The following is a 25,500-nucleotide window of genomic DNA, read 5'->3' on the forward strand; positions in this document are numbered from 1 at the left end:
CCCGCCTCGATCCGAGGCGGGCCAGATCGCACCACTAACGTTGAAAGCTCCGCTCCCATTCTTCTTGGAACTTGCCGGTCAGCTCGGGAGTGAGCGCAGCGGTGTCCGGTAGAGGGATATCCTGCGCACGTCCGACCGAACCCGAGATGTCCGGCAGAGCACTACCGTATCCGTACGAGAGTGCCTTCTGCCCTGCTTCTGTGACCATGAAGTTGGCCAGTACCTGCGCGGCATTCGGATGCGGCGCGGACGCAAGTACCAAGGAATACCACGGCGTTCCCCAAGCCGGCTCCGGCAGTACCCAGTCCACCGGGGCACCTGTCGCCATCTCCCGCACCAGCGGTTGCACCATCGGGGTTGCGGCAATCTCACCCGAGCTCAATGCTTGGGCGATACCCAGCGAACTCGGGTAGATTCGAGGATTCAGGGCCGCGAGCCGTTCGTTGAAATCGCCGTTGCCCCAATTCTTTTCGAAGAACTGGTACTCGTCGACCATGGCCGCGAATCCGCCGGGGTTCACAACCCCGATCTTCCCCTTCAGTGCGGGATCAAGCAGGTCGTCCGGTGATCGAAGCCCCTGGGGCAGAGCGTCGGTGTTCCAACCGAGCGCGAATATAGCCGCGCTGGTCAGGAAGAACTGGTCGTCGATCACACTTCGAGCGCGATCGTATATCGGATTGTCGAAGGCTGGGCCGACAATCGCCGTCGAGAAGTCGCCGGTTGCGGCGGCATTTTTGATCCAGGACGGATCCGAGGACATGTGAACGTCGCCTACGCCCTTGCCAGTTCGATTCTCGGTTTCGATTCGAGGGTTCATCTCGACATCGGTGCCGCGCGTAACTTCCAAGGTGATCTGCGGATACTGCTGCGCAAATGCAACCCGCAGTGCCTCGAGGTTTGCCGGATGCTGGGTGGAGTAAAGCCGCACGGAACCTTCGGCTGTGGCCGCGGCGACGACGTCGTCCCAACTGCCGGAGGCCAGCGTTGCCATGGTCTCGTTACTGCTGCACGCGGCCGCCACCATCAGCGTGGCGGCCGCAGTCACCGCTATGACCGACCGGGGAAAGATCTTCATGGACGTGCCCTTCTGGCGCTCGTATGTCATAGGTATTTTCCGGAGATCTCGTTGTCGAACCGCGAAAGATATTCGAGAACAAGCAAATTCAGCATTCATTCGAGATGACCTGAACTCGGTTTAGCTGACGACGGCAGTATGCCATGATGTGGCTCACGTCACAATAGTTGGGTGCGTGCAGGTTTTCGATGCCGCCATTGTTGGCTAAACTGAATTCAATACAGTTAGAGTAGGATCGCCATGTCAGTAGTTGCGAGCTGGGAGAGCACTCATGGGTAACGAATTCCCCCACCTATTTTCACCGTTCGCAGTCGGTGGCATGACCATCAAGAATCGATTGGTGGCCTTGCCTGCCGGTACGAGCATGGCCGAAAACGGTGTCCCCACACACGGGGACACCGAACATTTCCAGCGACTCGCGGCCGGTGGAGTAGGTCTGATCATCGGCGGTGCCACCGTGGTGCACCCGACCACGACGCTGCGCTCACGAAAGCTCGTCGAGGCGTACATCGACGAATTCGTTCCGGCCACAGCCGCGAAAGTCGAAGTGATACACCGTCACGGCGCGAAGTTCATCGGTCAGTTGTGTCACCTCGGCCGCGAATTCATCGGCGGCGAATCGGATGCGCCGCCGTCGGCCCCGTCCCCGATAAAGACACCGCGCGATGCCTACCCCCCTCACGAACTCACGATTACAGAGATCGAAGACATTATCGAAGGCTGGCGCATCTCGACCGCGAATCTTGTCAAGGCAGGCGCAGACGGCGCGGAAATCCATGCCGCGCACGGTTATCTGCCTGCTCAGTTCATGTCCCCCTTGACCAACCAGCGAACCGACAGCTTCGGTGGATCGTTCGAGAATCGAATGCGTTTCCCCCGCTTGGTGATCGAGGCAATGCGCTCCGTCATGCCGACCGGATTCGCCCTCGGCGTGCGACTGAGCGGTGAAGAGGAAATCCCCGGTGGAATGCGGATCGATGACTGCGTGCGCATCGCCGAGAATATGACCGAACTCGGGGTCGATTACTTCTCCATCACGCACGGCACCCGCGGGAAATATGTCAAGGACTCCACCAACGAGGACGCTGTCGCAATTCCGTCCGCGTCAAAGGTGCGAGCTGCCACCGGAATTCCCACTCTCGTTGGCCAGCGTATTCGCGACGCCGCCACCGCCGATCACGCGATCAAGTCCGGTTACGTCGACATGGTGGGGATGGCACGGGCGCTCATCGCCGATCCTGACTTGCCCATCAAGTCGCAGACCGGCCGCCTCGACGAGATCCGTGGCTGTCTCGGTATCAATCAGGATTGCCGTGCCTTCGACCCGCATCTCCATTGCGCGGTCAACGCCGAAGTCGGGCGCGGTCGGCATCCGGGTGTTGGTGTCGTCTCCCCGCGCACCAAGGAAGTATTTGTCATCGGCGGCGGGCCGGCCGGACTCGAGGCAGCGCGCGTCGCCGCAGGGCGCGGGCACCGTGTCACACTGTTCGAGCGGAACACCATTCTCGGCGGCGCTGTCCGCGTGGCCGCGGCTGCGCCGCATCGCGCCACCTTGGTCGATATCATCGATTACCTTGGGCGAGAACTCAAACGGCTCAAAGTCGATGTCAACCTCGGTGCCGAAATCGACGCCGACGACCTTGCCGACATCCACTCGTCAGCTGACCACGTCATCGTGGCCACCGGATCGCGGCCGGCCGAACTACCGATCGAACTGTCGGGTCGAGCAGCAGCCACGGTCGACGACGTCTTGTCCGGTCGAGTACCGGAGGTGGCAAGTCGACGCGCAGTGGTATTCGACGAGGGTGACGGATTCTGGCCCGCATACAGCGCCGCCGAAGCGCTCGCCGGCCGGGGCTGGCACGTCACCTTTGCCACCCCGCTTTCTGCATTGGTCTCGCGGATTCCGGCCGAGAGTGCAGGCCCACTTCTCGGCCGGCTCGGTGACGGCGGCGTGGAGTTCAAGATTTGCCACACACTCGTGGTTCCGGAAGATTCCGCGTTGCCACTGATTCTGCGGCCCGTGTTCGGCGGTGGTGACATAACGATTTACGACGCGTTGGCCGTCTGGCACAAACCGCGGATTCCGATGTCGAATCTTGGTCTCGTTGCCGGAGAGTCCGTCAGCGTCATCGGTGACTGCGTCGCGCCCCGTCGGATCAGTCACGCTGTCGCAGAGGGATATCGTGTCGGCGCAGAACTCTAAGTGCGATTTACGGGCCCTGCGATAACGCGGTCCATGCAGTTGAGTTCGATAGCGCACCAGGACGACAAAGGTATCTGTTGGCGGGATCGCTTCGCTAGCGCGCCGCATGTTCCTGCGGCGCAAGAGAGTTCCCCGGTGCAATGTTCGCGCAGTTGGACGGTGCAGGCTTGCCGTTCAAGCGGTCGTCGACCCAGGCGAGCGCACCGGGGAGCCAGAGCATGGCGCCGAGGAAGTGGCTGATGGTGTCGTACTGGTCGTACTGAATCGCCAGGCCGGCGTCGCAGTACTTGCGTGCGAGGGTGCGGACGTCGCCCGTGATCATCACGCCGTCTCCCGCTCCGACACCGGGGCCGCCGGGTTGGGTGCCCTCGATGGTGCCGTTGGCCGCCTGCGCGATGAACATCGGAATGGTCGGTGTCGCCGCGGTGCCCATGTTGATCTTGTTCACGACATCGACGTACTCGGGAACCGTATTGGGATCGGCGTACTCGGGTTTGACCAGATCCTGCCAGGTCAGTCCGGGATACTGTGCCAGCACATTGCCGATGGACGCGTCTTCGAGTCGAGCCATGACGTCGCGTCCACGGTCGCTGAGATACTTCCCGAAATCGATGTCGTACGAACGCGCAACGCCGACGACTGCCATGCCGACAACGCCGCCCCACCCGATGCTTCCGCTCGCGTAGCGAAGGTTGTTGGCCGGATTGACCAGCACGCCTCCCTGCGCGGCACCGATCAAGTTGTCGTTGATCTCCGGTGCATATGCGGGAGCGAGTATCGAAGCCCAGTTGGTGGCGATCGCTCCGCCGGAGTAACCCATCAGCGCGATCTCTGCGTCGTCGGTGATTCCGGTTTCCGGGACATCGCGGGCGGCACGCAGAGCGTCGAGCGTCATCATCCCGTATTCGGGTCCGGCAGCGAAGTTTGCATCCGGGCCCTCGGTGTCCGGGACGACGATCGTGTAGCCCAATGCGAAGAGCGGCCCGAACAAGGCTGCCTCGATGGACGTGAAGGTACCGCCGATGTTGAAGTTGCGTCCGCTGGGAGTCCAGTCGCCGATCGGGGTGTTACCCGCGATGGCTCGCGACGGGCTGTCGTCGGGGTTCAGCGAATCGTAAAAGGACTGGTACGAAACAACTTTGTTCGGTTGGGCGTTGGCCGGGCGCAGGATCGAGGTGACGTTGGCGGACGGCTGTCCCAGGGCGTCGGTTGATCGGTAGAGAACCTGGACTGCCTGTATCGGGGTCGGGATGTTGAGCACGGTGTACGGCACGGTGCGAGTCTCGAGGACCGCGCCTGGGGCGTACGACGAGAGGGGTGCCGCGCCCTCGTAGCTGTAGAAACCGTCATCGGGGGACTTGGCAAGGACTGGCTGCGCGAGCGCTACCGGTGCGCCGACGCCTGTCAGTGCAAGCGCGAGTACTCCGACAACTGCGCGAGATAAAACCCTTGACGACATACTCGTCCTCCACATTGGTGTGCCACGCCCCACCCTGAGATCGTGGTGTGACGACCACCATATATTACTCGTGGGTAATGTGGGGAACGGTCAGATCGGTCGTCGTATCGAGGTCTCGACGTAGGAAGATTTCGGAGGACTCGCCTGGGAGTAACAGAACTCCCGCGTCGGTGTATCCCATTGCGCGATAGAAGTTCTGGGCTGATTCGTCGGCGAGTGTGGAGGTGAGGACCTGCGAGTGTCCCGCGCGGCTCATGCGTTTTTCCCAATCTGTGACCAAAGCGCGCCCGATGCCTTGGCCGCGGTTCGAAGACAGGACGGTCAGCATGTTCATGAACGGAATCTCGTCCCAGAACAAGCCCCAGCGCAGCCAGCCGATTGGATTACCGTTGTCCTCGGCGACGAGTATCCGGCCGCGTTGGATCACTGACGCGAGTTCCTCGGCTGCGATGTGTGAGTCGTGCTCACGTAAGAACGGCAAGTCTGTCTGCGCTGCGACGCGAATGTTCACCACAGAAGTCAGTATCGCCGTTCAGTCGGAGTTGATGGCGTTCGGCTTGGACAGGTAGACGACTCCGGGGATGTGGCTGGGGTCCGGCGGCAATTGGGAGTAGCCCGCTCGGGTGTACAGGCGAATGTTCCGCAGGCTCCTGCTTCCGGTGAACAGCTCGAAACGTGTGATGTGCTCCGGAGCGTTCTGTTCCACGTGCTGCAAGAGGCGTCGGCCGAGGCCGTTGCCCGCCAAGTCCGGTGCCACCATGAGGCGACCGATCTGCCATGCGGTTCCGTCCGCGGTTCCTCGCACGGCCCCGACGAGCCGGCCGCCGCGTCGTGCGGTCCAGACAGTCGACTCCTGAACCCAGGCTCGGACCGTGGGTAGGTCCTCGTGGAGCGGGGGTATGTCCATGCTGTTGTTGGAGATTGCTTCCGAAACCCAGCAACAGCGTTGTAGAACAAGGATTTCCGCGGCGTCCTCGTCCGTTGCGCGCTCTATGACTATCTCGTTCATGGTTTCCCTTACGAATAGGTTTTTCGCACCCGCAGGGCAATTGTTCAGCCGCAGGCTGAATTTGGCGCGCGGCGGAACAATTGGCGCGCGGCTGGGAATGCAGAGAGTTTCAATTCAGGCATAACAAACAAAACGCCCGCAACCAATTGGTCGCGGGCGTTTCGTGAAAAAGAACGTCAGACAGTTGCCGGAGTGTTCTCGTCCAACTTCGGATCTGCGTTCGCGATTCGCTTGTTGCGAATGAGGCTGCTGATGAAAGCAGCGCCGATCAAGAAGACACCGACCAGGCCGGTGATGATCTCGTTGATGTGAACGCCGATGGACACCATCAAGATGACGGCCAGAGCGCCGATGGCCCAGTGCGCACCGTGCTCGAGGTAGACGTAATCGGAGAGCGTGCCCTTGCGGACCAGGAAGACCGTGATGGAACGGACGAACATCGCGCCGACGAAGCCGAGGCCGAGGGCGATGATGATCGGGTCTGCTGTGATGGCGAATGCGCCGATGACGCCGTCGAAGGAGAAGGACGCGTCGAGGACCTCGAGGTAGAGGAACAGGAAGAAGCCGGCCTTACCGGTCGCTTTCGCGAGCTGCGTGGGGCCGCCGGACTTGGCGGTTTCTTCCTCTTCGCCTTCTTCCGGCAGGTTGAACAGTTCACCCAGTCCGTTGACCGCGATGTAGGTGATCATGCCCAGAACACCGGAGATCATGACGGTGGAAACCTTGTCGTCAGCAGCGAGGAACGAACCACTGAGAACCAGGACGATGCCGGCCACGACGACGGAGAGCTGATCGAGCTTGCCGATGCGAGCGAGCGGCTTCTCCAGCCAGGACAGCCAGGTGATCTCACGCTCTTCGAAGATGAATCCGAGGAAGAGCATCAGCAGGAACATGCCACCGAAGGCAGCGATCTGCGGGTGAGCGTCGGTGAGGATGGTTTCGTAGCTCGGCTCGCCGTTGGCGAAGTACGCGGCGTCGTCCGCAGGCGGGTTCAGTGCGAGGTCGAGTGCAGCTACGGGTCCGAGACCGGATGCAGCCCAGACGATCACGAGCGGGAACACCAGACGCATACCGAAGACGGCGATGATGACGCCGATGGTGAGGAAGATCTTCTGCCAGAATTCACTCATTCTTTGCAGAACAGTGGCGTTGATGACGGCGTTGTCGAAGGAAAGCGAGATTTCCAGAATCGACAGGATGATGACGAGGAACAGTGCCTCGGGTCCGCCGTAGATGAACGCAACGATCATCGCGAGGATCGAAATTGCGATGGATAAACCGAATATTCGCAGTACCACGGAGCGTGGCCCTTTCTAGTTGGTCAATGCAGAGTGGTTACTGCAAGCGGTCTCTCACCGCATCCGAACGTGAAAACGGGGAGGGTTCCACAGACTACTGCGGAACCTTCCCCGAGTCAGCTCGTCGAGAGCGAAGATCAGACGTTGACGCCGTAATCGCGCGCGATGCCCGCGAGGCCGGACGCGTAGCCCTGGCCGATTGCGCGGAACTTCCACTCTGCACCGTTGCGGTACAGCTCACCGAAGACCATGGCGGTCTCGGTGGAAGCGTCCTCGGAGAGGTCGTAACGAGCGAGCTCGTTGCCGTTCGACTTGTCGACGACGCGGATGTACGCGTTGCGGACCTGGCCGAAGGACTGCGAGCGAGCTTCTGCGTCGTAGATCGAGACGGGGAAGACAACGCTCTCGACCTCGGCGGGAACCGCTGCGAGGTTCACGTCGATCTGCTCGTCGTCGCCTTCGCCTTCGCCGTCCGTGTTGTCACCCTTGTGCTCGATCGAGCCGTCGGGCGAACGGAGGTTGTTGAAGAAGATGAAGTGCTGGTCGGAGAGGACCTTCTTGTTCGAGCCTGCGCCGATTGCGCTGGCGTCGAGGTCGAAAGCAGCTCCGGTGGTGGAACGCGCGTCCCAGCCCAGGCCGACGACCACTGCAGTCAGGTTCGGGGCCTCCTTCGTGAGAGAGACATTGCCGCCTTTGGTCAAGCTGACGCCCATTCAGGGGTCCTTTCAAGAGGAGAGATAAGGCCCACTACGACGCGAAGTCGTCTTGGGAGTGTGTTTACCTCCACCACCCTAACCGCAGTTCCGGTGTGTTCGCCGTAACAGCAGAATTACGAACCGAGAAGCGAAGTGCTGGACCCGTAGGATTCAATCGTGGTGGGAAGATGGTCGGAGCGCTTCAATCGGGGGGCAAGAGTGGGGGAGTCGGTCAGTCGTGCGCGGGAGGCGCAGACGGCCATGGTTTCGGCGTTCCTCGACATGGACAAGCGGCAGACCATCGCGTCGGCAGCAGTCGACGCTTCCGCCGAGCTGTACCCCGAGCGAGGGCTGCGCGCTGCGTGGGAACCCGTTCGGGATCGGTGCTTCCAGGCTGCGTCGGACTACCTCGACACATCCGAGCGCTATGGCAACGATCAGGTACTTCACCAGAACCCGAACGGTGCTCGGGCGGCGTTCGAAAAGTCGGTAGCCGAACTCGTCGAGGCGGCGAAGGGCGTCGACGCCTTCTACAACGGGCATCGTGCGCACCTCGAGCAGGCGACGGTCACGATGTCCGCCATTCCCGTCCTCGGCCAGCAGGCCCGAACCCTGGCGAACGCCGTCCGGGAAAAACTGGCTGCCACCGATCAGCGCTATCGCGAGTACCCGTCGGTGGTGACGGCCTCCGAACACCTCGACGACGCGGTTGCAGCGCTCGACAATGCGCGCTCATCCGGTCGCGCCGACGCAGTCCGCACGCGGGCCGAGAGTGTCCGCGAAGCGGTATCGGCGCTCGAGGAAGCATTGGCAGAAGCCCCGTCGACCCAGCACCGTGCCGAGATGACGATTTCCTCGGTCTCGACCAGGTTGTCGGCAGTGCGCACTCGAGTGGACCGCCTGGATCCGGCGTACTCCGCATTGCTGCGCGAGTTCAACGCCGCGAGTTCTGCTGACCTCGTCGACAACAGCAGTCGCAGCCGAGCGCATATCGATCAGGCCGACATCGATCTCAAGGAAGCGAAGCAGTCGCTGGCTGCGGGAAACCCCGAACATGCACTGGCTTTGATGGCCGAAGCCCGCGTGCACCTCGCCGACGCCGAAGCGTGTGCCGACGCCGTGACGGACCGTCTCGCTACTCTGCGTGCAGTCCGGGCAGATCCGAGCCAAAAGGAACGTGAGGTTCGTTTCCGGCTGAAAGACGCCCAGATGTTCGCTGTTAACCAAGGGTTGGTGGCGGAGTGGGGCTCCGTACTCGATGCTCAACTAGCAAGGATCGAGCGAGCGAGTGCGTCACTGTCGGGAACTCATCCGGACTACTGGTCGTATGTATTACAGCTGGACTCGGTATCGACGTTCATCACCGAAGTTGTCGAGAAGATGCGGGCGCGAGCCGGCAAAAACTGAATGGTCGGGCCGATCGGGGGATCGGAGTTGCTCGACGCGTTGTCACAGGGGGTCGTTTCATGGACTTGATTGCGGTTACAGAGAGAAGAGAAATGCAGCACTTTCAACATCTCGAGGATGACGTGCGGGAGCAACTGTTCCTGCATGCGCCTCGATCGTTCGCGGATTCCGACGAGAGGGATCTGCTCGCGATTGCTCTGGGTGCAACTCTCTACGTTCCTGCCACCCGAGCCGGGTTGGCCGACATCGTAGTCAAGCGTGCGTCCGAGGGCGTCAGCTCGATGGTGCTCGATCTCGAGGATGCCGTCGCCGATCACGAGGTCGAATCGGCGCGAGCGAACGCGGTCGAAGCTCTCGACAAGATCGCGTCCACCGACGCCGTCGGCATGCTGCTGTTCGTGCGGGTTCGTGAAGTCGCGGACATCCACAAGGTCGCCGCGTCGTTGACCGAGGGGCGCGCCGCGCTCACCGGGTTCGTAATCCCCAAGTTCGGCAGCGAGTCCGGCCCCGTGTTTCTCGACGCCGTCGCGGACGCATCCGAACTGCTGGGTAAGCATCTCTACGCGATGCCGGTACTCGAATCACCCGCGCTGGTGCACCGCGATACGCGTGATCTCGAATTGCGCACCATCAGTGGGATTCTCGGGCAGCACCGCGATCGCATCCTTGCCGTCCGCATCGGCGCCACCGACATGTGCAGCACCTTCGGCATCCGTCGTGACCGCGATCTGACCATCTACGACGTGCGCGTGGTGGTCGACGTCATCGCCGACATCGTCAACTATCTCGGGCGCGCGGACGGTTCGGGTTTTGTCATCACCGGGCCCGTGTGGGAGTACTTCGCCGATCACGAACGCATGTTCCGGCCGATGCTGCGCGCCACCCCGTTCGAGGAACACGACGCCGTCCGGTTCCGTCAGCATCTCGTCAGCCGCGACCTCGACGGTCTGCTCCGTGAGATCGCGCTGGACCGAGCCAACGGAATCCAGGGCAAGACGGTCATCCACCCGTCGCACGTCGCAGCGGTCAATGCACTGTCCGCTGTCACGCACGAGGAATATCACGATGCCCTCGACATTCTCGGTGCCGACGCCGGGGGAGTTCAGGCGTCCGGCTACCGGAACAAGATGAACGAGATGAAGCCGCACCGCAATTGGGCCCATCAGACTGCGCTCCGAGCTCACGTGTTCGGTGTGACCAACAAGGGAATCACGTTCGTCGAGTTGCTGACGGCGTTGGTCGATCGATGACAGAGCTTGTCCAGTCCAAGGACGTTCCCTGGGCTACAGCAGAATTCGGCTTGGACCTCGTTCACGGTGATTCGTCACTCGGGCATTCGGTGCCCGATCTGGTGATCCCGGGACTTCGGCGGAATCCGCGTCGCGCTCATCTGCTGGTGTCCACCGTGCTGGGAAAGCACGTGCCCACCGAGCCGTCCGTGGTCATCGGCGCTGCCGACGACCTCGGCGATCTGGTGCGGACCACCCTCGGTGAGGGTGTCGACGTCGTCGTTCTCGGGTTTGCCGAAACCGCAACAGGTTTGGGCCACTGCGTCGCAGCTCGCCTGCACGCTCACTGCTACCTGCACTCCACGCGCCGAGACGTACCAGGGGCTACGACGCTCGCCGGATTCGAGGAGGGGCACTCGCACGCCACGAGCCATCTGATGCAGCCGACGTCCGCCGAACTGTTCGAGAACGACCTGCCTCTGGTCCTCGTCGACGACGAGATCTCCACCGGCGCCACCGCGATCGATGCCATCCGGGCGCTGCACGGGCAATGCCCGCGAAGCCGCTACGTCGTGGCCTCGCTGGTGGACATGAGAACCGAGGAACACCGAGTCGCCGGCGAAGCCGCGGCGGCAGAGTTGAATGTACGAATCGACTACGTCTCTCTCGCTTCGGGTTCGACGGTCCTGCCCGACGGCCTGACCGAGCGCGTCACGGCGCTGGATGCTCCCGATCTCAATCCGATCGGTGATCGCCGCGGCACGCTGTCTCAGATGGATCTGCCGTGGCCGGCACATGTCCCCGACGGTGGCAGGCACGGCTTTCTCGACGGCGACACCGCGGCATTCGAGTCAGCCGTCGAGGCAGCGGTGTCCATTCTCGGATCGTCGATCGACGCGTCGCGTGCTGTGATCGTGATCGGTCACGAGGAGTTGATGTACCTGCCACTGCGCATCGCTGCGGGCTTGGAAAGCTCTGGGCGAGCAGTTCGTTACCAGACCACGACGCGTTCACCCGCCTACGTCGTTGACGTGCCGGGATACCCGCTGCGTCGCGGGTTCACCTTTCCGGCGCCCGAACTGGGCGAGAACGAGCCTCGATTCGTCTACAACGCGCAGTGGCCTGATGCGGCGGTCGACGCCCTTGCGTTGCTGGTCATCGACGAGCCCGCCGACACCGATCGGTTGACGGCGATGGACGGAGTGGTCGAGGTGTTGCGGAACTCCGGCACCGACGTCCTGGTCGCCACCGTTCGCGGGGCCGATCCGTCGGCGCTGCGAGATTCCAGAGCAGGGAGCTCGTCATGAACGAACCATTGGTCGGGCCCGAATTCGGTTCGTACGCGCCGGGCGAAGTGAAGTGGCTGCTCAAGGATCTCTCGCACGTGGATCTCGAAGCGGATGTATCCGTGCGCGAGAAGCGTATTCAGTCGGGTGAGGCGCACTATGCCGAGTCTCTTCCCATCGAGTACCAACCCGATCAGGCATACCGGGATCTTTTCGAGACGGTGCTCGCCGAGAGCGCTCCACGGTTGGCGCGCGCTGTCGGGACCGTGATGGACCTGGTCTTGGCCGAGCGGGGGAGTGACATCACGCTGGTCTCACTCGCCCGGGCCGGAACACCGATCGGGATTCTGATGCGGCGCTGGGCCCAGCAGACCCGCGGGTTGACGTTGCCGCACTATGCGGTGTCCATCGTCCGTGGCAAAGGAATCGATTCCGTCGCACTCGATTATCTTGCGCACCATCACGACTCGGAGAACGTCGTCTTCGTCGACGGCTGGACGGGCAAGGGCGCCATCGCCCGCGAACTCGACGCAGCGTTGACGGAGTACCACGAGGCAGGCGGAGCGAAGTTCGACTCCGATCTGGCTGTTCTCGCCGACCCCGGACACTGCGTGCGAACGTACGGGACCCGTGACGACTTCCTGATCGCGTCGGCGTGCCTCAATTCGACGGTGTCCGGCTTGGTCTCACGAACTGTCCTCAACGACACCCTCATCGGGCCCGGCGATTTCCACGGCGCCAAGTTCTACGCCGACCTCGCCGACGTCGACGTTTCCAACAGGTTGCTCGACGTGGTCTCGGCCGAGTTCGATTCGGTTCGCGGCGACGCAGCGGATTCTCTTGCTGCAGTGCTCGATTCCGATCGGACGCCGACCTGGGCCGGTTGGGAGTCGGTGGAGAAGGTGCAGGCCGAGTACGGGATCTCGACGGTCAACTTCGTCAAACCCGGTGTCGGAGAAACAACCAGGGTGCTGCTGCGCCGGCTTCCCTGGAAGGTTCTGGTGCGCGAACTCGAAGCCCCGGAGCACGCACACATCCGGTTGTTGGCACAGGCCCGTGGGGTCCCGGTCGAGGTCGTCCCGGATCTCGCCTACTCGTGTGTCGGCCTGATCAAGGACATCACGTGAGCCGTGTGGACACCGCTGCGTCCCAGGTCCTGATCGCCACGGATCTGGATCGCACGATGATCTATTCGCAGGCCGCGATCGGCGGCGATCCCAGTGGCTCCGACCTGGATTCGGCACCGAGCCCGCTGTGCGTCGAGTACTACAACGGCGGTCCGCTCTCGCACATGAGCGTCGAATCGATCGAACTGCTGACCGCGCTCAGCTCGCGGGTTCCGGTAATTCCGACGACGACCAGGACCATTGCGCAGTTCCAGCGGATCGATCTTCCCGGCGGACCGTGGAAGTACGCGATCACGAGCAACGGCGGAAACATCCTCGTAGACGGCGAAGCCGATCGCGACTGGCGAAACGAGATCGACCGTTCGACCCGTAAGTCCGGCGCCGAGTTGCCGCAGGTTCAGGCGGAACTGGAATCGCGGATCGACTCGAGCTGGGTCAGCTCCATTCGTGTTGCCGACGACCTGTTTCCATACCTGGTCGTCGATCTGGCCGTGATGCCGAGTGATTTCGAAACCGAATGGAATGGGTGGTGCGTGACGCGGGGCTGGAACGTCTCGCGTCAAGGCCGCAAGATCTACACGATGCCCGACGCGGTCTCGAAGTCACGAGCGCTGGCAGAGGTGCGCCGCAGACTGGTCGAGTCGGGTGATCTGGATCAGTCCGCCGTCGTGATCTCGGCTGGTGACGGCGCATTGGATGCGGACATGCTCGAATACTCCGATTTCGCGATCAGGCCCAGGCACGGTGAGCTGGAAGAACTGAATTGGCAACGGCCGACCGTTACTGTGACAGAAAGGTCCGGTATCGCAGCGAGCGCGGAGATCTTGCGGTGGTTCTCTTCCGCGCTCGGGTAATACACGCTCTCTATGAAGGGGATTTAGTTGTCTGTATCGCTTGCCAAAGGGCAGAACGGCCCGCTGGACGTCTCGGATGTAGTTGTCTCGGTTCAGCTGGCTGCGGCCGCTGACCTGTCTGCACTCCTCGTGACGAGCAACGGAAAAGTTCGTTCCGACGCCGACTTCGTCTTCTTCAACCAGCCGACCGGACCCGGCGTGCAATTGGTACCCAACCCGGGTGGCATTGCCTCACTCCGAGTCTCACTCGCCGGCGTACCCGTCGATATCGAGCAGGTTCGCGCCGTCATCACGCTCGACGACGCTTCGTCGAACTTCGGGCGCACTGCTGCACCGACCGCTCGGGTCTCCGATGCGGCCGGGAACGTGTTGTACGAGTACGTGATCGACGGCCTCACCGCCGAGTCGATCGTCATCGCGCTCGAGGTGTACCGACGCCAGGGTGCGTGGAAGGTGCGCGCCGTCGGCCAGGGGTACGCGGGTGGATTTGCCGCGCTGGTCACCGATCACGGTGTGTCCGTCGACGATGCTCCCGCGCCGCCGCCGCCCACTCCGGTCGCGGCTCCGACTCCGATCACCCCGCCGTCGTCCGTCGCTCCTACACCGCCGGCATACAACCAGCCTCCGCAGCAGCAGCCTTCGTACAACGCGCCGCCGGTTCCGCCGGCCCCGCCCGCGTACAACCAGCCGCCTGCCTACAACCAGGGACCGACGCCGCCGGCCTACCCGCCGGCGCAGCAGCCTGCGTACAACCAGCAGCCGACGTACAACCAGCAGCCGACGTACAACCAGGCACCCCCGGCGCCTCCCGTGCAGAACCAGCCGCCGGCGCAGCAGCCCGAGGTGAGCCTGGTCAAGGGACGCCCCGTCAGCCTGACCAAGGGCCAGAAGGTCACACTCCGCAAGGAGGGCGGCGTCGCGCTCACCATGATCCAGATGGGTCTGGGTTGGGATCCGATCAAGAAGAGCGGCCTGTTCGGAAGCCGTACCGCCGACGTCGACCTCGACGCTTCGGCACTCCTGTACGCCGACGGCAACCTCGTCGACGTCTGCTACTACGGTCAGTTGACGTCCAAGGACGGCTCGGTCCGTCACATGGGTGACAACCTGACCGGCGACGGAGACGGCGACGACGAGGTCATGCTCGTCGATCTGCAGCGGGTCCCGGCTCACGTGACCACCGTGATCTTCACCGTGACCTCGTACCGCGGACACACGTTCGAGCAGGTCTCCAACGCTTTCTGCCGTCTCGTGGACAGCACCACCAACTCCGAGCTCGCTCGATACACGCTCCAGGGCGGCATGGCTTTCACCGGAATGGTGATGGCAAAGGTGTACCGCGTGAACGGCGAATGGAAGCTGCAGGCCATCGGTGAAGGTATCCAGGCCAAGCACGCAGGAGAAGCTGCGCCGCAGCTGGGCCGTTTCCTCACTGCTTGAGTCGAGACTGCATAGTCGAGATGAATCCGGTTCGGCGGTAGGTGATTTCGATCGCCGTCCGTCGAACCGGACATCGTTTCCCCCTCTGTGCGTTAACCTCATGCGGCATGTCGAGCCGTCAGTCGAGCGGCCGTGCGCGAGAGGACTTGGCACAGTAGATGATCATTCGAGGGAAACTTCTCGGTCGGGCGGCGGCCGTCGCAGGCGTTGTGCTGGCGCTCGTGAGCACCGGAATCGCGCAGGCTTCGGTGCCGCAGTCGGAAACGCTGTCAGGTGTATCCGGCACCGGGATCAAGTACGTCGCCCTCGGTGACTCCCGCGCCTCCGGCCCAAGGCTGGAACCGATGTACCCCGACGCCTGTTCGCGTTCGTACGAGAACTTCGCGGGCAAGATCTCTCGGGCACTCGAGGTCGCGGAGTTCGCCGACGTCTCTTGCAGCGCGGCACGCGCCGAGAACATCATCGACACTCCACAGCTGATTCCGAACTACTGGCCTGTCCAACTCGATGCCGTTCACCCGGACACCGACCTGATCACCATCTCGATCGGCGGCAACGACTCCAACAGCATCTTCCTCGGTCCCCTGTGCGTCGCTCCGGGGCCAGGAACCGATCGTGGATGCCGGTACGACCCGCTCGCGAATTCCGTCGCCCAATCCGGAATCGACCGGGCTGCCGGAGAATTGGATCGCATCCTGACTGCGGTCACGCAGCGCGCGCCTAACGCTCGCATCTACCTGATCGGTGAGGGCGGCATGATCTCCTCTCGCGGATGCTGGCCGAACATTCCGTTCTCAGACGCCGACGCATCCTGGTTCATGGACTACTTCGCTCGCTACAACACGAAGTTCGACGAGGTCGCCCACGCCCACGGTGTGCGCACTGTCGACATTGCGGCGGCGAGCATCGCCGGCGGGCACGACGCATGTGCGAGTGCAGATCAGCGTTGGTTCGAAGGCCTGTTCTCGGAGTCGACGGCGCAGCGCTTGCACTTCACGGACGCCGGGATGACCGCGGTCGCCGATCTAGTGGTGGCGGACCTGCAAGGCTGACCGAGAGAGCCCGGTCATGGCATAGTTCGCTGCTGTGGGTATGACTTTTGTTCCCGGACAGAACGCGCCGCTGCAGGCGCCCGTGGTGACGTTTCGAGCCGAGAGCCAGACGCCGTTCGACGTGTCGGCGCTGGTAGCGGACGCGAACCTGCGGGCATTGACGTCCGCGGACTTCGTGTTCTACAACCAACCATCCACCGCTGGAGTGCAACTCGACGAGAGTGGCATCCGGGTGGAACTCGATCGACTTCACCCCGATGCGGCGGCCGTGTTGTGCATCGTGAGCGTGGATCCGGCAGCGACGGCCGCGGGAGCCTTTCGCACGGCCGGGCTCTCCGCCACCCTGAGCGATCAATCCGGTTCGGTCCTGGCCGAATTCGCGATCCCCACCGCAGGTACCGAGACAGCGGTCATCTGCTGGGAGCTGTACCGGAAGTCCGGTTCCTGGAAGATTCGGGCCGTAGGGCAGGGCTATGCGGGTGGTCTGGCGGAACTGATCTCGGTGCACGGCGTCGAGGTCGACGACGAGCCGGCGCAACCCGCTCCGACAGCCGCGCCCGCGTGGGACTCCGCCGTGGAGCCGTTGGAGGTGGGCCGCGGCCTCGAGCGTGCGTGGATGATCTTCGAGGACGCCTCGCGTTCTGCCGCTTCCTTCGTCTCCAGCAGTGAGTACGCGCTTGCCCGTTTGGACGAGGATCTGACCGCTGCCGTCGCAGATCCGTCGTTGCGGAACTCGGCAGCGGGAGTGGCGGCGCGCGATGCCGCACAGAAGCGTCACGACGACCTCGTCTCACTCGCACGGGACAACCACGCCCGCGACAGCGCTCAGCTTGCGCACGAACTCGGTGTGATCGACGGCGTGCTCCCTCGGTCGATGGCGTCGTGGAAGTCGGTGTCGTGGGCGGGTACAACCGATCCGGCCCAGATCACGGCCGTCAGCGACGGAATGCGTCTTGGCGAGCTGTCGGCTCCGGACCGCGGCACACTCACCGTTCCGTACTGCGTCCCGTTGCCATTGCGCCGGCCGATCTGGGTGGACAGCACGTCGAGCAAAGCAGCGCTCGGTCTGATCAGTGCCGTCACCGTGCGTGTCATGGCCGCCGGCCCGATGCCGCTACTCGACGTCGTCGACCTGACCGGCTCGCTCACGCCACTGACCAACCGACTGGCACCGATGCTCGCGGGGCCGGTCATCACCGCTCACACCGAGATCTCGGCGCGCTTGCGGGCACTGGCCGAGGCCGTCGACATGGGCGAACTCGCGCGAATGAGTGGTGTCGCAGATGGCCCGAGTTCCCTGCGCCTGTTGATCCTCAGCGATTTCCCGCACGGGTACTCCGCCGAAGACGCACAGACCATCATGTTCCTCGCCGAACGCGGACCGGGAATCGGTTTGTCGATACTGATTGTCGGAGAGGATGAGTCGAACTTCGCGGAAGAATCCGTCGCCGCGCTGTCCGAGGGGTGCCAACATCTTTCGGCAGCAGGGCAGACGGAGGTTCACGATCCGTGGACCCGCACGCAATGGCACTTCACCCCGGACGTGCTCGACCCGATCTCCGAGTCGCGAATTCTGGCAGTGTTCGACCGCACCTAGCGGCCGATGGCGGATTGCCGAGCGCACAGGCAGAGTGGTGGTACGACCACGCGCGGTGTGTGGCGGCAATACTCGAGGAGACTCATGGCATTCTGGGATCAGTTGAAGGCTAAGGCTCAGGAGATGAACGGCCAGCTCAAGACAAAGACCAGCCAGTTCCAGAACAAGGAATTCAAGAACGCGAGCATGGCAATGTGCGCGTTGATCGCCGCCGCAGACGGTTCGATCGATCCGTCGGAGCGTCAGAAGACCGCCGCGCTGATCATGAGCAACGAGTCGCTCGCGGTCTTCCCGCCGGACGAGCTTCGTGAGCAGTTCGACTGGTACTGCAGCAAGCTGTCCTCGGATTACGAGTTCGGCAAGGTCGAGGCAACCGCAACCATTGCCAAGCTCAAGTCGAAGCAGGATCAGGCCCGCGCGGTCATCCAGATCGGCATCATCATCGGCGGCGCGGACGGCAACTTCGACGAGCACGAGCGCGGCGTCGTACGCGACATGTGTTTTGCAGTCGGAATCTCTCCGGCCGAGTTCGATCTCTGATCGATTCAGAGCATGAAAGCGGGTGCGGCGCGAAAGCGCTGCACCCGCTTTTCTTTTCAGTACTCGGGATAGCCGTCCTCGGGTCCCAGCATCCGCTCGATCCTCGTCCGCGTGATCTTGGCGAGCTCGTCGACGCAGACCTTGCGCTCGACGGACCGTTCGTTGGACATGCGCTGGCCGATGTTCTCGAGCAGGTCGTCGGCGTCGTGGCCGTGCGAACACCACAGATACCGGAAGCCGAAGTTCCGCTCGTACTCCTCGCCGGCGCGATAGATGGTTGCCATGACGGCGTCGTCCGGAACCCAGATCGAGCATTGCTCGAGGTGGGACGGCACGCTGTTCCTACGGACGCCGACCGGTGGATGGCATTGCAGGGCGCGTTCGACGTCGACGTCCGAGAGGTTGAGAATCGCGTCCTCGGCGCGCGAGAGGATCTCCGCGTGGTCGGCGAACGGACGTCCGTCGCTGACCCACCCGGCCCACGTCAGCGAGCAGCAGCACTCGAACAATGCGTGAACTGCCTTCTGCCGCGGTAGTTCGTTGAAGCGCTCCAACCCGATCGATTGATGTAGCAGCATGTGACCTCCCGGCCCGTTGTGCCTTCAGGCGCGCTCGACATGCCGCGCGGTAACCAGATGCGCGACCACTTCGATAATCCGCCGCTTCACCTGGGAAAGGAAGGTTTGCTCACCGAGTTTTCAGGTTCTTAACGCGGCGTAACGAGCTGACCCACACAACGCAGGAGCCCCACCGGCGACAACCGGCGAGGCTCCAGACCGGGAATCTCTAGAAGGAAAAACCCGATCATGACTGACGCTATTCGCCGGCGGGCCTATATCCAGCCAAGGCGCTCGCGATCGCCATTGCCCTCGGCATCACCGCCTGGCGCATTCGTACATTGCTTCGGCCATCACCGGGACCGGTTCTACGAGCCGCACTCGAGGATGCGTGGAAGACGAGATTGCGGCCACCCACTGCTCCAGGAAACAAACGACGATCATCCACATTTCGCCACCATCGCTGCGGACGAGCGGCAATCGCGCAGATTGTTGCCGACTGCCGCATAGACGCCGTGCTCGACGACCCACGATTCGAGCAGCCCCTACTAGGCGTAGTGGTGCCTGTAGCGTCCATGCCATGGGCTCCCGAAATTCCCGGCGATGGGGATATGCGCTGACGGCATTGGCGGTCATCGCGGCCGGTATCTCGGTCTTCGGCCCACAGAGCTTTCCGGGGCGAGAGCCGACATTCACCGGGGCCACAGCCTGGAACATCGATCCCGACGGCACCATCACTGAGATTACGGATTCGGACCTCGTTGCCGAAACCACGTTCGAGGACCCGCCGCCGCTCCGGGCAAGCGCAGTCGTCCGTGAGTTCCACGCCGAGGAAGGCTGGGGTGTACTCGACGCAGCCGAAATTCCCGGCGGTTGTTGGGTGTTCTACTCCGAGATTGTGGCGACTGGGTACCGCGTCCTGACTCCAGGCCAGCTAGTGGACCTTGAATATGAGGACCTTGTTGCGCAGTACGGTTCCGACGCGCACCAGGATGGCTACCGTTATCGTGCTACGTCCGTCCATCCGTGAGCCGCGCTGGTCTGGTAACGCGGATTTGGACCGCTTTAGGTGTGCGAAGTGGAATACCGGGAGTGCACCGACGGCGGACTCAGACATCCAGCATTCAAAGGTTTGCGCTCGACAAGTCCGCTGACGGAATCAACCCGCCGGGTCGTCACTTATTCAGTGCAACAGCACAATTGAGGAAGGTTCGTTGTGGACAATTGGTGGTTGTACTGGAGCCCGTTTCCTCAGCCTGTCCGTGAGTGGCTGTGGATGATCGTGCAACAGATTTGGCCTAGCTGAGAATGGGTTACGGCCATCATTCACGCCCTGCCCTCGTACAGATCAGCTGCGATATCGATGGTCAACCCGGAACCGTGCGGGCCACCGCCGAGGTAGTAGATCCCGGAAATCCGCTTGGGGTAGGAGTTGGCATCGACGATCGCCTCGGACCAGGCGTCTAGATAGGAGAGCAGTTCGTCGAGGTCGTCGCCGAGCGCATCGAGTCGACAACCTGCGGTATCGCTTCCATACGTGGTGAATTTGGGTTGGTGAAGCACATGCCGCTTCAGCACAAGGCCGCGAGGTCGGTAGTGAGAAGGGTAAAAATTACCGGGTGCGCGACAACTGAACTCCGCTGCGCCAGACAACGAACCCAGTGAGCGCTCCGACCGCAGCGCTGGCCAGTGGCCCGACGATGAGATACAGCGTCGGGCTCTCATCACTGCCAGGGCAGAGGGAGATCGTAGGTAAGTTGGTCGGATCCGTGATCTGCGATGTCAGAGGTGCGTACGAAGAGCAATGGGTCGGTTGTCCGAGCCACCAAAGCACGAAGCCAACGCAGATAAGACCACCAATCAAGAAGGTTGCAGCCCCCGCTGCGATCAACGTACGCATCTCAGCATCCTTCCATGGTCCTCCAACGTAAAGAATGATTGTGGAACAGATTTGGTCTGGCTGAGTCTGCAGCCGGTCGGCGGCGGAATACGATCTTGTAACACCCGGCGGCGAGAGGATCACAAGATGTCGGAACGTATCAATTTCGCCTACGTACGGTCCACTCCGCAGTGGGATGCGCACGTACTGCGCAGTGGTCAGGTCTTGCGGCTGGCTGGCGAACAAATTCCGGACCCGGTACTGAGGGAGAAGCTCGATGCCCTGAACCGTCCTGAACGATCTCGTACCGAACAACTGATTCGTAGCCGAGATCTCCCCGACTGGCGGCGACTCCCGCAAGCCGATTCCAACCTTCGCGCTTCATACGACATATCCCTACCGTTCCCCGCCGACCCCGGCTTCGATCTCCGGTTGACCAACCTGCAGCTATTTCGTACTGGGCTCGCATTCCATGTCGTAGCGCACGAACCCACGCCCGAGGAGATGCCCTCCCTCGCCCAGCCGAGCAACGAACAGATGAATTTCGGATCCCGGATCAAACCCGTTGAACCGCACAGAATTCGACTCATTGTCGACACCATCACCGGGCCGATTCTCGCGAACTCGACCCACCCCGGCGACTGCCCCGACGACCCGAATGAGCCGTGGTTGTACAGTGGCCGTTCATGGCGTGGTATCGCCGAGAACCTGTTCGGCATCACCACCGGCGGCGAATACTTTCTCAGCCCGCCCCCTCAGGGCCCCTTGTGGATCACCGTGTCATATCCCGAGTTCGGCCTGGCTCCGACAACGATCGAATTCGAGTTACCGCAATTGCTCTGAAGGAATACTGTGCGTTTCGAATGCTGCACATCCGCCAGTCAACCTCCCGGGGCCGTAGTCGGAGCGGTCGCGGGCCGCGTTTCATTGCGCGTCGGCTATCGCTTGAACCGTCTTCGTCAGAGGTTCTCCTGTGAAGGTGTTCTCCTGTCCCTCAAGATGACTGGGTTGCTGAGTGCGGCCATGTGACCGGTTCGTGAACGCACCTCTGCGCGGACGAACGTCGAAGTTGGAGGGACAGGACGCGACAGTTCGCAGGTTCCGCTGCCGGGCAACGATTCTGAGTGAATTGGTCCTGCATCGGTGTGAATGGTGACGGTGCCGAACGGCACGCCGTGGACGGTGGCCTGAACCGTGGCCGATTTGCCATGTGTATCGAGCTCGTCGCCGATCTGTGCGCACTGATCGTCAAAAGTTGCCATGAACGACAGGTCGACGGTGGTTGCGGCTGAGATCCAAGTCCGGCCAGCTTTGATGGATGTCAGGAGATCGTCTGTGTTCAATCGTTCGGCTGCAACGACATTGTGGGGTAAGCCCATCTGGCTTCTCAGATGCGTATCGCTGTTGCCGATCGCGGGGGTCCAGCGCCCGGCTGGAACGTCGACAACTAACTGACGTGCCCAATGTGCAAGGGCTCGTTCGTTGTCTGCTTGCCACGGTAGATCGGACTCCCAAGTACCGTTCCAGACTTCGACGGCATCGAACCCGACGTGCGAGTAAGCGAAGGTACCTGACGGGTAGGGCGCGTATGGGTGTGCCACGACGCATATTCCTCCGGCGTCGTGGACGAGGTCACGCTGGGCGTGGAGACCGACGACGTCGGCGTACTGCCAGTCAACGAGATGTCCGGGTGGGAGTCCGAGAGCGAGCCAATGTCCGTGAGGGGTGGTGACTTCTTCTCCGAGGATTACTGCGAACTCCTGAGCGATGTTTTCTTGTTGCCACGCGTGGTGAGCCGCGGTTGTGTTGTGATCGGTAGTGGCCACGAAGTGCAATCCCAGTAGACGAGCGGTCTCCGCCAATTCCGGTGGAGTTTGCTCCCCATCGGAGTAGATCGAGTGGATGTGGCAATCACCTCGGAACCACAGAAGCTCAGTGGGCTGTACTGGGTCAACCTTGTCGGTCATCACCACATCGTCGCAGAGGTTGCTCGGCTATAGACCTCTCGGCCATGGCCCTTCTGCTCGATCTCGACAACACTCTCGTCGATCGAGATGGGGCTTTCACGAATCGGGCGTCAAATCTGTTGCGCGTCTGGGGTGGTGACGCCACAGACATGAGTGCGTCCAGACAGTACGTAATCCCTTCTCGCCGTTGGGTCCAGATCGCATGTCCAATCGCATCAGCCACCAACGATGTCATCATCGTCCTAGCCGTCCTCCAGCCCGGAATCTGCCGTGAGTGCACATCCATCACGAACGCGACATAAACCCAACCCGACCACGCCGAAACGTAAGTAGATCGGCGACCCACAACATTTTGGCGTCACAGGGTTGAACCTCACTGCACCAGATCGTCCGCGCGATGTCCTTGTGGATCGGCGATGGCGGTGCGCTTGGTTGGTCATGCCTCTTCGTGCGCATTCGAGCCCGAAGACAACCATCAATCGTGCACCGTGCCACATCAATGCCCTCACTACGCATTTCCAGCCACACCTTGTGTGCACCGTAGACCGAATAGTTCTCGGTATGCTCGGCTGACCTCGGCTGTAAGTTCTTCGTCGCGCACAGTCCGCTGGCCCCTCGACTGCAGGAGCGGCACCCGAAGATAGTCGAACCGGTATACCGGCACCTCCGGTTCGCGCAGAATGGTAGTCGGCGTACACGCGGATGAATCCGGGGAGCGGTGCAATGATCCGACGACGGCTCGGCCAAGTATTGATGGTGATCGCGCTCGCCTTCGCGGCCGTCTCGACCGCGCCCGTCCACGCGCAGGAACCGGCGCCAATCACGACGCCGGGCACAGTGACCGCGGCAACTTCCCTGCCGCACTCCTTCTGGATTCCGGGCGCCGCCAACGCATCAAAGCTCACGTACTGGTCCACAGGACCGCTGAACCGGCCCGCGTTGAGTACGGGCGCGCTCTTCCTGCCCCCCGGCGACCCACCCGAAGGCGGCTGGCCGGTCATCTCGTGGGCTCACGGCACTGTAGGTATTTCCGACCAGTGCGCTCCCACCGTGACCGGGACCGTTGGCAGTCCGTACCTCACGAACTGGCTCTCGCAGGGCTACGCGATCGTCGCGACCGACTACGTGGGGCTCGGCACGCCGGGAATCCACGCGTACCTGGACGGACCGTCGGCGGCGCACAGCGTGATCGACATGGTGCGTGCCGCGCGTGCGGTCGAACCGTCGCTCTCACCGCGGTGGTTGGCACTCGGACAGTCTCAGGGCGGGCAGGCCGCTATGGTCGCGGCAGCGATCGCCACACGGTACGCACCCGAACTGGACTACCGGGGCGCGGTCGCGACCGGGGCGCCGTCCAATCTGGAGAACCTTGCACCACTCGTGGGGTCGGACTTTCCCCGCTTGCCACTGACCGGCAGCACCGTGTTCGTCTCGTACCTCTTGGCCGGACTCCGGGCGGCGCGACCCGATCTCGACATCGATCGCTACCTGACACCACGCGGCACGGATGCCCTGGCCCGAGCCGAAACCGACTGCTACCAGGACATGGCATCGGGCCTCGGCGACGTCACGATCGGCGATCTGGTGAACCGGCCCCTCGACGATCCCGCGGTGCTGGCTGCTGCTCGCGGCATGCTGGAGATCCCGACGACCGGGTACGACCGGCCAGTGTTCCTCGGACAGGGGCTGACGGACGAGATGGTGCCGGCACCGCTGGCTTTGAAACTCGCGGCCGAACTCGCCGCCAACCGCCAGCCAGTTACATTCCGCACATATCCGAACGGTCATATCGAGACGATGCGGGCAGCGCTCCCCGAAAGCCTCTCCTTCGTCCGGAATCTCTTCCAGCCGTAGGTGAATCATGCGTTTCGTGAGAGCCTGTCCGACCCACTTTTCATCTTCTCAGCACCGTCAGGAGTGCGCGGCTGACCGAGGATCTGCCGAAGCCGAGCGTTGCAGCTATGGCGTCGAGGCTCTTGTCCCCGCCGCAGGTTGGACCGTCACCGAACATCGGGAGCGAGGCGCGTCAATAACCATAGACCTCAACATCGCATGTCCTGGGGGCCGCGGATCTAGACACGTACAGCGTCCAGGCGATCGACTTCGACGTTACGGATCGCTTGGGGCCACAGTGCGATGCGACCAGGCGAACCGACTTTGACCGTTCTGCTGAAATATTCCTCCTGGCAACAAAATTCGACTGAACCTGGTCAGGAGATGGCCTAGGTCGCTAGTCCTCGTCCTCCTACTCCGGTTCAGGCTCATCCATCCATGCTTGATATTCCGGACTCTTCAGACGCAGGTGGATCGCACTGACACCCCGGTTCAGTGTGATGACCGCTTTCGGCAGGTCCCATCTGAGAGCTGCCTTTGGTTCGGGTTTGGCGCTCGTGGCTGTCCCCAGGAGTGCGGTAAATGCCACATCGAGGTTCGTGAACCCTTCGACCAGCAGCGGGCGCACCACTGTCATGGGCGTAGCGTCATCTGCCACGTCCGAGACGAAGATTGAGATGTAGCGCATCGAACGGTTACGCCCGAACATTATCGATTCGGGCTGACCGACACGGAGGCCGGTCCGAATCGAGGCGCCGGTTTGATCCGATTCAACGAGCTCCCATCCAGCTTGTGCGCAGAAGGGTTCGAGGTCGTCGACGGCCCAGGTCCAGTTGAATTCTGCGGCGAGGCGGGCAATGCGGGCGGCGCCCTCGATGTCGACGTGCATGCGTGGATGCTATCTGCGAGTGTCAACATGACCCGTACCTGGAACGGACGCTCCTAGGAATTACACGCTGTCAGAGAACTCGGCCGCCGCGGAGGTAGACC

The 25,500-nt window shown here is 62.3% G+C and carries 24 protein-coding genes; 13 read left to right on the top strand and 11 right to left on the bottom strand.

Going from position 1 to position 25,500, the window contains the following annotated elements; all coding sequences use genetic code 11:
• Nucleotides 1–34 precede the first annotated feature (34 nt).
• Entirely contained in the window at nt 35–1,075 is a 1,041-nt protein-coding gene (locus ACBG85_RS03275; RefSeq protein WP_372026197.1) for an ABC transporter substrate-binding protein, read from the bottom strand.
• A gap of 271 nt (nt 1,076–1,346) precedes the next feature.
• Here ACBG85_RS03275 and ACBG85_RS03280 point away from each other — a divergent pair, with 271 nt between their 5' ends.
• A complete protein-coding gene (locus ACBG85_RS03280; protein WP_063315083.1) occupies nt 1,347–3,281 on the top strand; it encodes an FAD-dependent oxidoreductase in 1,935 nt (644 codons plus the stop codon).
• 94 nt (nt 3,282–3,375) lie between these two features.
• Here the strand turns inward: ACBG85_RS03280 and ACBG85_RS03285 are convergent, their stop codons facing one another.
• From ACBG85_RS03285 to ACBG85_RS03305, 5 genes are all read right to left on the bottom strand, one after another.
• Entirely contained in the window at nt 3,376–4,740 is a 1,365-nt protein-coding gene (locus tag ACBG85_RS03285; protein WP_063315082.1) for a lipase family protein, read from the bottom strand.
• 64 nt (nt 4,741–4,804) lie between these two features.
• Entirely contained in the window at nt 4,805–5,254 is a 450-nt protein-coding gene (locus ACBG85_RS03290; protein ID WP_372026201.1) for a GNAT family N-acetyltransferase, read from the bottom strand.
• Between the two features lie 18 nt (nt 5,255–5,272).
• Nucleotides 5,273–5,749 carry a GNAT family N-acetyltransferase gene (locus ACBG85_RS03295; RefSeq protein WP_042922718.1) on the bottom strand — a complete coding sequence of 159 codons (477 nt, stop codon included), beginning with the start codon at nt 5,747–5,749 and terminating at the stop codon, nt 5,273–5,275.
• 176 nt (nt 5,750–5,925) lie between these two features.
• Nucleotides 5,926–7,047: a DUF475 domain-containing protein gene (locus tag ACBG85_RS03300; RefSeq protein ID WP_003941145.1), complete on the bottom strand. Its 1,122-nt coding sequence runs from the start codon at nt 7,045–7,047 to the stop codon at nt 5,926–5,928.
• A gap of 137 nt (nt 7,048–7,184) precedes the next feature.
• Nucleotides 7,185–7,760, bottom strand: a complete 576-nt coding sequence (locus tag ACBG85_RS03305; RefSeq protein WP_003941199.1) for a TerD family protein — start codon at nt 7,758–7,760, stop codon at nt 7,185–7,187.
• A 243-nt stretch (nt 7,761–8,003) separates the two neighbouring features.
• Between ACBG85_RS03305 and ACBG85_RS03310 the strand changes: the two genes are divergently transcribed.
• From ACBG85_RS03310 to ACBG85_RS03350, 9 genes are all read left to right on the top strand, one after another.
• Nucleotides 8,004–9,149, top strand: coding sequence for a hypothetical protein (locus ACBG85_RS03310; RefSeq protein ID WP_007727045.1), 1,146 nt, complete (start codon nt 8,004–8,006; stop codon nt 9,147–9,149).
• Between the two features lie 92 nt (nt 9,150–9,241).
• A complete protein-coding gene (locus ACBG85_RS03315; protein WP_372026207.1) occupies nt 9,242–10,399 on the top strand; it encodes an HpcH/HpaI aldolase/citrate lyase family protein in 1,158 nt (385 codons plus the stop codon).
• Entirely contained in the window at nt 10,396–11,685 is a 1,290-nt protein-coding gene (locus ACBG85_RS03320; protein WP_075832025.1) for a phosphoribosyltransferase family protein, read from the top strand. The genes ACBG85_RS03315 and ACBG85_RS03320 overlap by 4 nt, the downstream gene beginning before the upstream one ends.
• Nucleotides 11,682–12,791, top strand: a complete 1,110-nt coding sequence (locus ACBG85_RS03325) for a cysteine protease StiP family protein (protein ID WP_003941082.1) — start codon at nt 11,682–11,684, stop codon at nt 12,789–12,791. The genes ACBG85_RS03320 and ACBG85_RS03325 overlap by 4 nt, the downstream gene beginning before the upstream one ends.
• A complete protein-coding gene (locus tag ACBG85_RS03330) occupies nt 12,788–13,645 on the top strand; it encodes a hypothetical protein (RefSeq protein ID WP_007727039.1) in 858 nt (285 codons plus the stop codon). The genes ACBG85_RS03325 and ACBG85_RS03330 overlap by 4 nt, the downstream gene beginning before the upstream one ends.
• 27 nt (nt 13,646–13,672) lie before the next feature.
• Nucleotides 13,673–15,085, top strand: a complete 1,413-nt coding sequence (locus ACBG85_RS03335) for a TerD family protein (RefSeq protein ID WP_372026211.1) — start codon at nt 13,673–13,675, stop codon at nt 15,083–15,085.
• Between the two features lie 158 nt (nt 15,086–15,243).
• A complete protein-coding gene (locus ACBG85_RS03340) occupies nt 15,244–16,137 on the top strand; it encodes an SGNH/GDSL hydrolase family protein (RefSeq protein WP_209448313.1) in 894 nt (297 codons plus the stop codon).
• 40 nt (nt 16,138–16,177) lie between these two features.
• Entirely contained in the window at nt 16,178–17,734 is a 1,557-nt protein-coding gene (locus ACBG85_RS03345) for a TerD family protein (RefSeq protein WP_372026213.1), read from the top strand.
• Nucleotides 17,735–17,818: 84 nt separating this feature from the next.
• Nucleotides 17,819–18,274 (top strand): tellurite resistance TerB family protein, encoded by a 456-nt coding sequence (locus ACBG85_RS03350; protein ID WP_003941110.1) that lies wholly within the window; start codon nt 17,819–17,821, stop codon nt 18,272–18,274.
• 56 nt (nt 18,275–18,330) lie between these two features.
• Here the strand turns inward: ACBG85_RS03350 and ACBG85_RS03355 are convergent, their stop codons facing one another.
• The gene (locus tag ACBG85_RS03355; RefSeq protein WP_003941084.1) at nt 18,331–18,852 is read right to left on the bottom strand and encodes a 2-oxo-4-hydroxy-4-carboxy-5-ureidoimidazoline decarboxylase; all 522 of its coding nucleotides are present in this window, start codon (nt 18,850–18,852) and stop codon (nt 18,331–18,333) included.
• 559 nt (nt 18,853–19,411) lie between these two features.
• Here ACBG85_RS03355 and ACBG85_RS03360 point away from each other — a divergent pair.
• Nucleotides 19,412–19,861 (top strand): hypothetical protein, encoded by a 450-nt coding sequence (locus tag ACBG85_RS03360; protein WP_003941092.1) that lies wholly within the window; start codon nt 19,412–19,414, stop codon nt 19,859–19,861.
• A gap of 296 nt (nt 19,862–20,157) precedes the next feature.
• On the opposite strand, the gene ACBG85_RS03365 is transcribed toward ACBG85_RS03360, so the two are convergent.
• Nucleotides 20,158–20,394, bottom strand: coding sequence for a hypothetical protein (locus tag ACBG85_RS03365; protein WP_054826767.1), 237 nt, complete (start codon nt 20,392–20,394; stop codon nt 20,158–20,160).
• A 241-nt stretch (nt 20,395–20,635) separates the two neighbouring features.
• On the opposite strand from ACBG85_RS03365, the gene ACBG85_RS03370 reads away from it, so the two are divergent.
• Nucleotides 20,636–21,553 (top strand): hypothetical protein, encoded by a 918-nt coding sequence (locus tag ACBG85_RS03370; protein WP_372026217.1) that lies wholly within the window; start codon nt 20,636–20,638, stop codon nt 21,551–21,553.
• Between the two features lie 116 nt (nt 21,554–21,669).
• Here ACBG85_RS03370 and ACBG85_RS03375 read toward each other — a convergent pair whose 3' ends face one another.
• Entirely contained in the window at nt 21,670–22,677 is a 1,008-nt protein-coding gene (locus tag ACBG85_RS03375; RefSeq protein ID WP_167349900.1) for a CehA/McbA family metallohydrolase, read from the bottom strand.
• Nucleotides 22,661–23,023 (bottom strand): DDE-type integrase/transposase/recombinase, encoded by a 363-nt coding sequence (locus ACBG85_RS03380; protein ID WP_372026219.1) that lies wholly within the window; start codon nt 23,021–23,023, stop codon nt 22,661–22,663. The genes ACBG85_RS03375 and ACBG85_RS03380 overlap by 17 nt, the downstream gene beginning before the upstream one ends.
• Before the next feature lie 377 nt (nt 23,024–23,400).
• On the opposite strand from ACBG85_RS03380, the gene ACBG85_RS03385 reads away from it, so the two are divergent.
• Nucleotides 23,401–24,531: a lipase family protein gene (locus ACBG85_RS03385; protein ID WP_223304571.1), complete on the top strand. Its 1,131-nt coding sequence runs from the start codon at nt 23,401–23,403 to the stop codon at nt 24,529–24,531.
• Nucleotides 24,532–24,922: 391 nt separating this feature from the next.
• Here the strand turns inward: ACBG85_RS03385 and ACBG85_RS03390 are convergent, their stop codons facing one another.
• On the bottom strand, nt 24,923–25,399 hold the full coding sequence (locus ACBG85_RS03390) for a DUF6301 family protein (RefSeq protein ID WP_333829498.1): 477 nt from the start codon (nt 25,397–25,399) through the stop codon (nt 24,923–24,925).
• Between the last annotated feature and the right edge of the window lie 101 nt (nt 25,400–25,500).

Source organism: Rhodococcus sp. NyZ502, from assembly GCF_041464245.1.
Taxonomy (GTDB): Bacteria; Actinomycetota; Actinomycetes; order Mycobacteriales; family Mycobacteriaceae; genus Rhodococcus_F; species Rhodococcus_F qingshengii.

Coding starts and splice junctions, on each gene's coding strand:
- ACBG85_RS03275 (WP_372026197.1), bottom strand. CDS start 1,075: ATGAAGATCTTTCCCCGGTCGGTCATAGCGGTGACTGCGGCCGCCACG.
- ACBG85_RS03280 (WP_063315083.1), top strand. CDS start 1,347: ATGGGTAACGAATTCCCCCACCTATTTTCACCGTTCGCAGTCGGTGGC.
- ACBG85_RS03285 (WP_063315082.1), bottom strand. CDS start 4,740: ATGTCGTCAAGGGTTTTATCTCGCGCAGTTGTCGGAGTACTCGCGCTT.
- ACBG85_RS03295 (WP_042922718.1), bottom strand. CDS start 5,749: ATGAACGAGATAGTCATAGAGCGCGCAACGGACGAGGACGCCGCGGAA.
- ACBG85_RS03305 (WP_003941199.1), bottom strand. CDS start 7,760: ATGGGCGTCAGCTTGACCAAAGGCGGCAATGTCTCTCTCACGAAGGAG.
- ACBG85_RS03310 (WP_007727045.1), top strand. CDS start 8,004: ATGGTTTCGGCGTTCCTCGACATGGACAAGCGGCAGACCATCGCGTCG.
- ACBG85_RS03315 (WP_372026207.1), top strand. CDS start 9,242: ATGCAGCACTTTCAACATCTCGAGGATGACGTGCGGGAGCAACTGTTC.
- ACBG85_RS03320 (WP_075832025.1), top strand. CDS start 10,396: ATGACAGAGCTTGTCCAGTCCAAGGACGTTCCCTGGGCTACAGCAGAA.
- ACBG85_RS03325 (WP_003941082.1), top strand. CDS start 11,682: ATGAACGAACCATTGGTCGGGCCCGAATTCGGTTCGTACGCGCCGGGC.
- ACBG85_RS03340 (WP_209448313.1), top strand. CDS start 15,244: ATGATCATTCGAGGGAAACTTCTCGGTCGGGCGGCGGCCGTCGCAGGC.
- ACBG85_RS03345 (WP_372026213.1), top strand. CDS start 16,178: ATGACTTTTGTTCCCGGACAGAACGCGCCGCTGCAGGCGCCCGTGGTG.
- ACBG85_RS03350 (WP_003941110.1), top strand. CDS start 17,819: ATGGCATTCTGGGATCAGTTGAAGGCTAAGGCTCAGGAGATGAACGGC.
- ACBG85_RS03355 (WP_003941084.1), bottom strand. CDS start 18,852: ATGCTGCTACATCAATCGATCGGGTTGGAGCGCTTCAACGAACTACCG.
- ACBG85_RS03360 (WP_003941092.1), top strand. CDS start 19,412: ATGGGCTCCCGAAATTCCCGGCGATGGGGATATGCGCTGACGGCATTG.
- ACBG85_RS03370 (WP_372026217.1), top strand. CDS start 20,636: ATGGGTCGGTTGTCCGAGCCACCAAAGCACGAAGCCAACGCAGATAAG.
- ACBG85_RS03375 (WP_167349900.1), bottom strand. CDS start 22,677: ATGACCGACAAGGTTGACCCAGTACAGCCCACTGAGCTTCTGTGGTTC.
- ACBG85_RS03385 (WP_223304571.1), top strand. CDS start 23,401: ATGATCCGACGACGGCTCGGCCAAGTATTGATGGTGATCGCGCTCGCC.
- ACBG85_RS03390 (WP_333829498.1), bottom strand. CDS start 25,399: ATGCACGTCGACATCGAGGGCGCCGCCCGCATTGCCCGCCTCGCCGCA.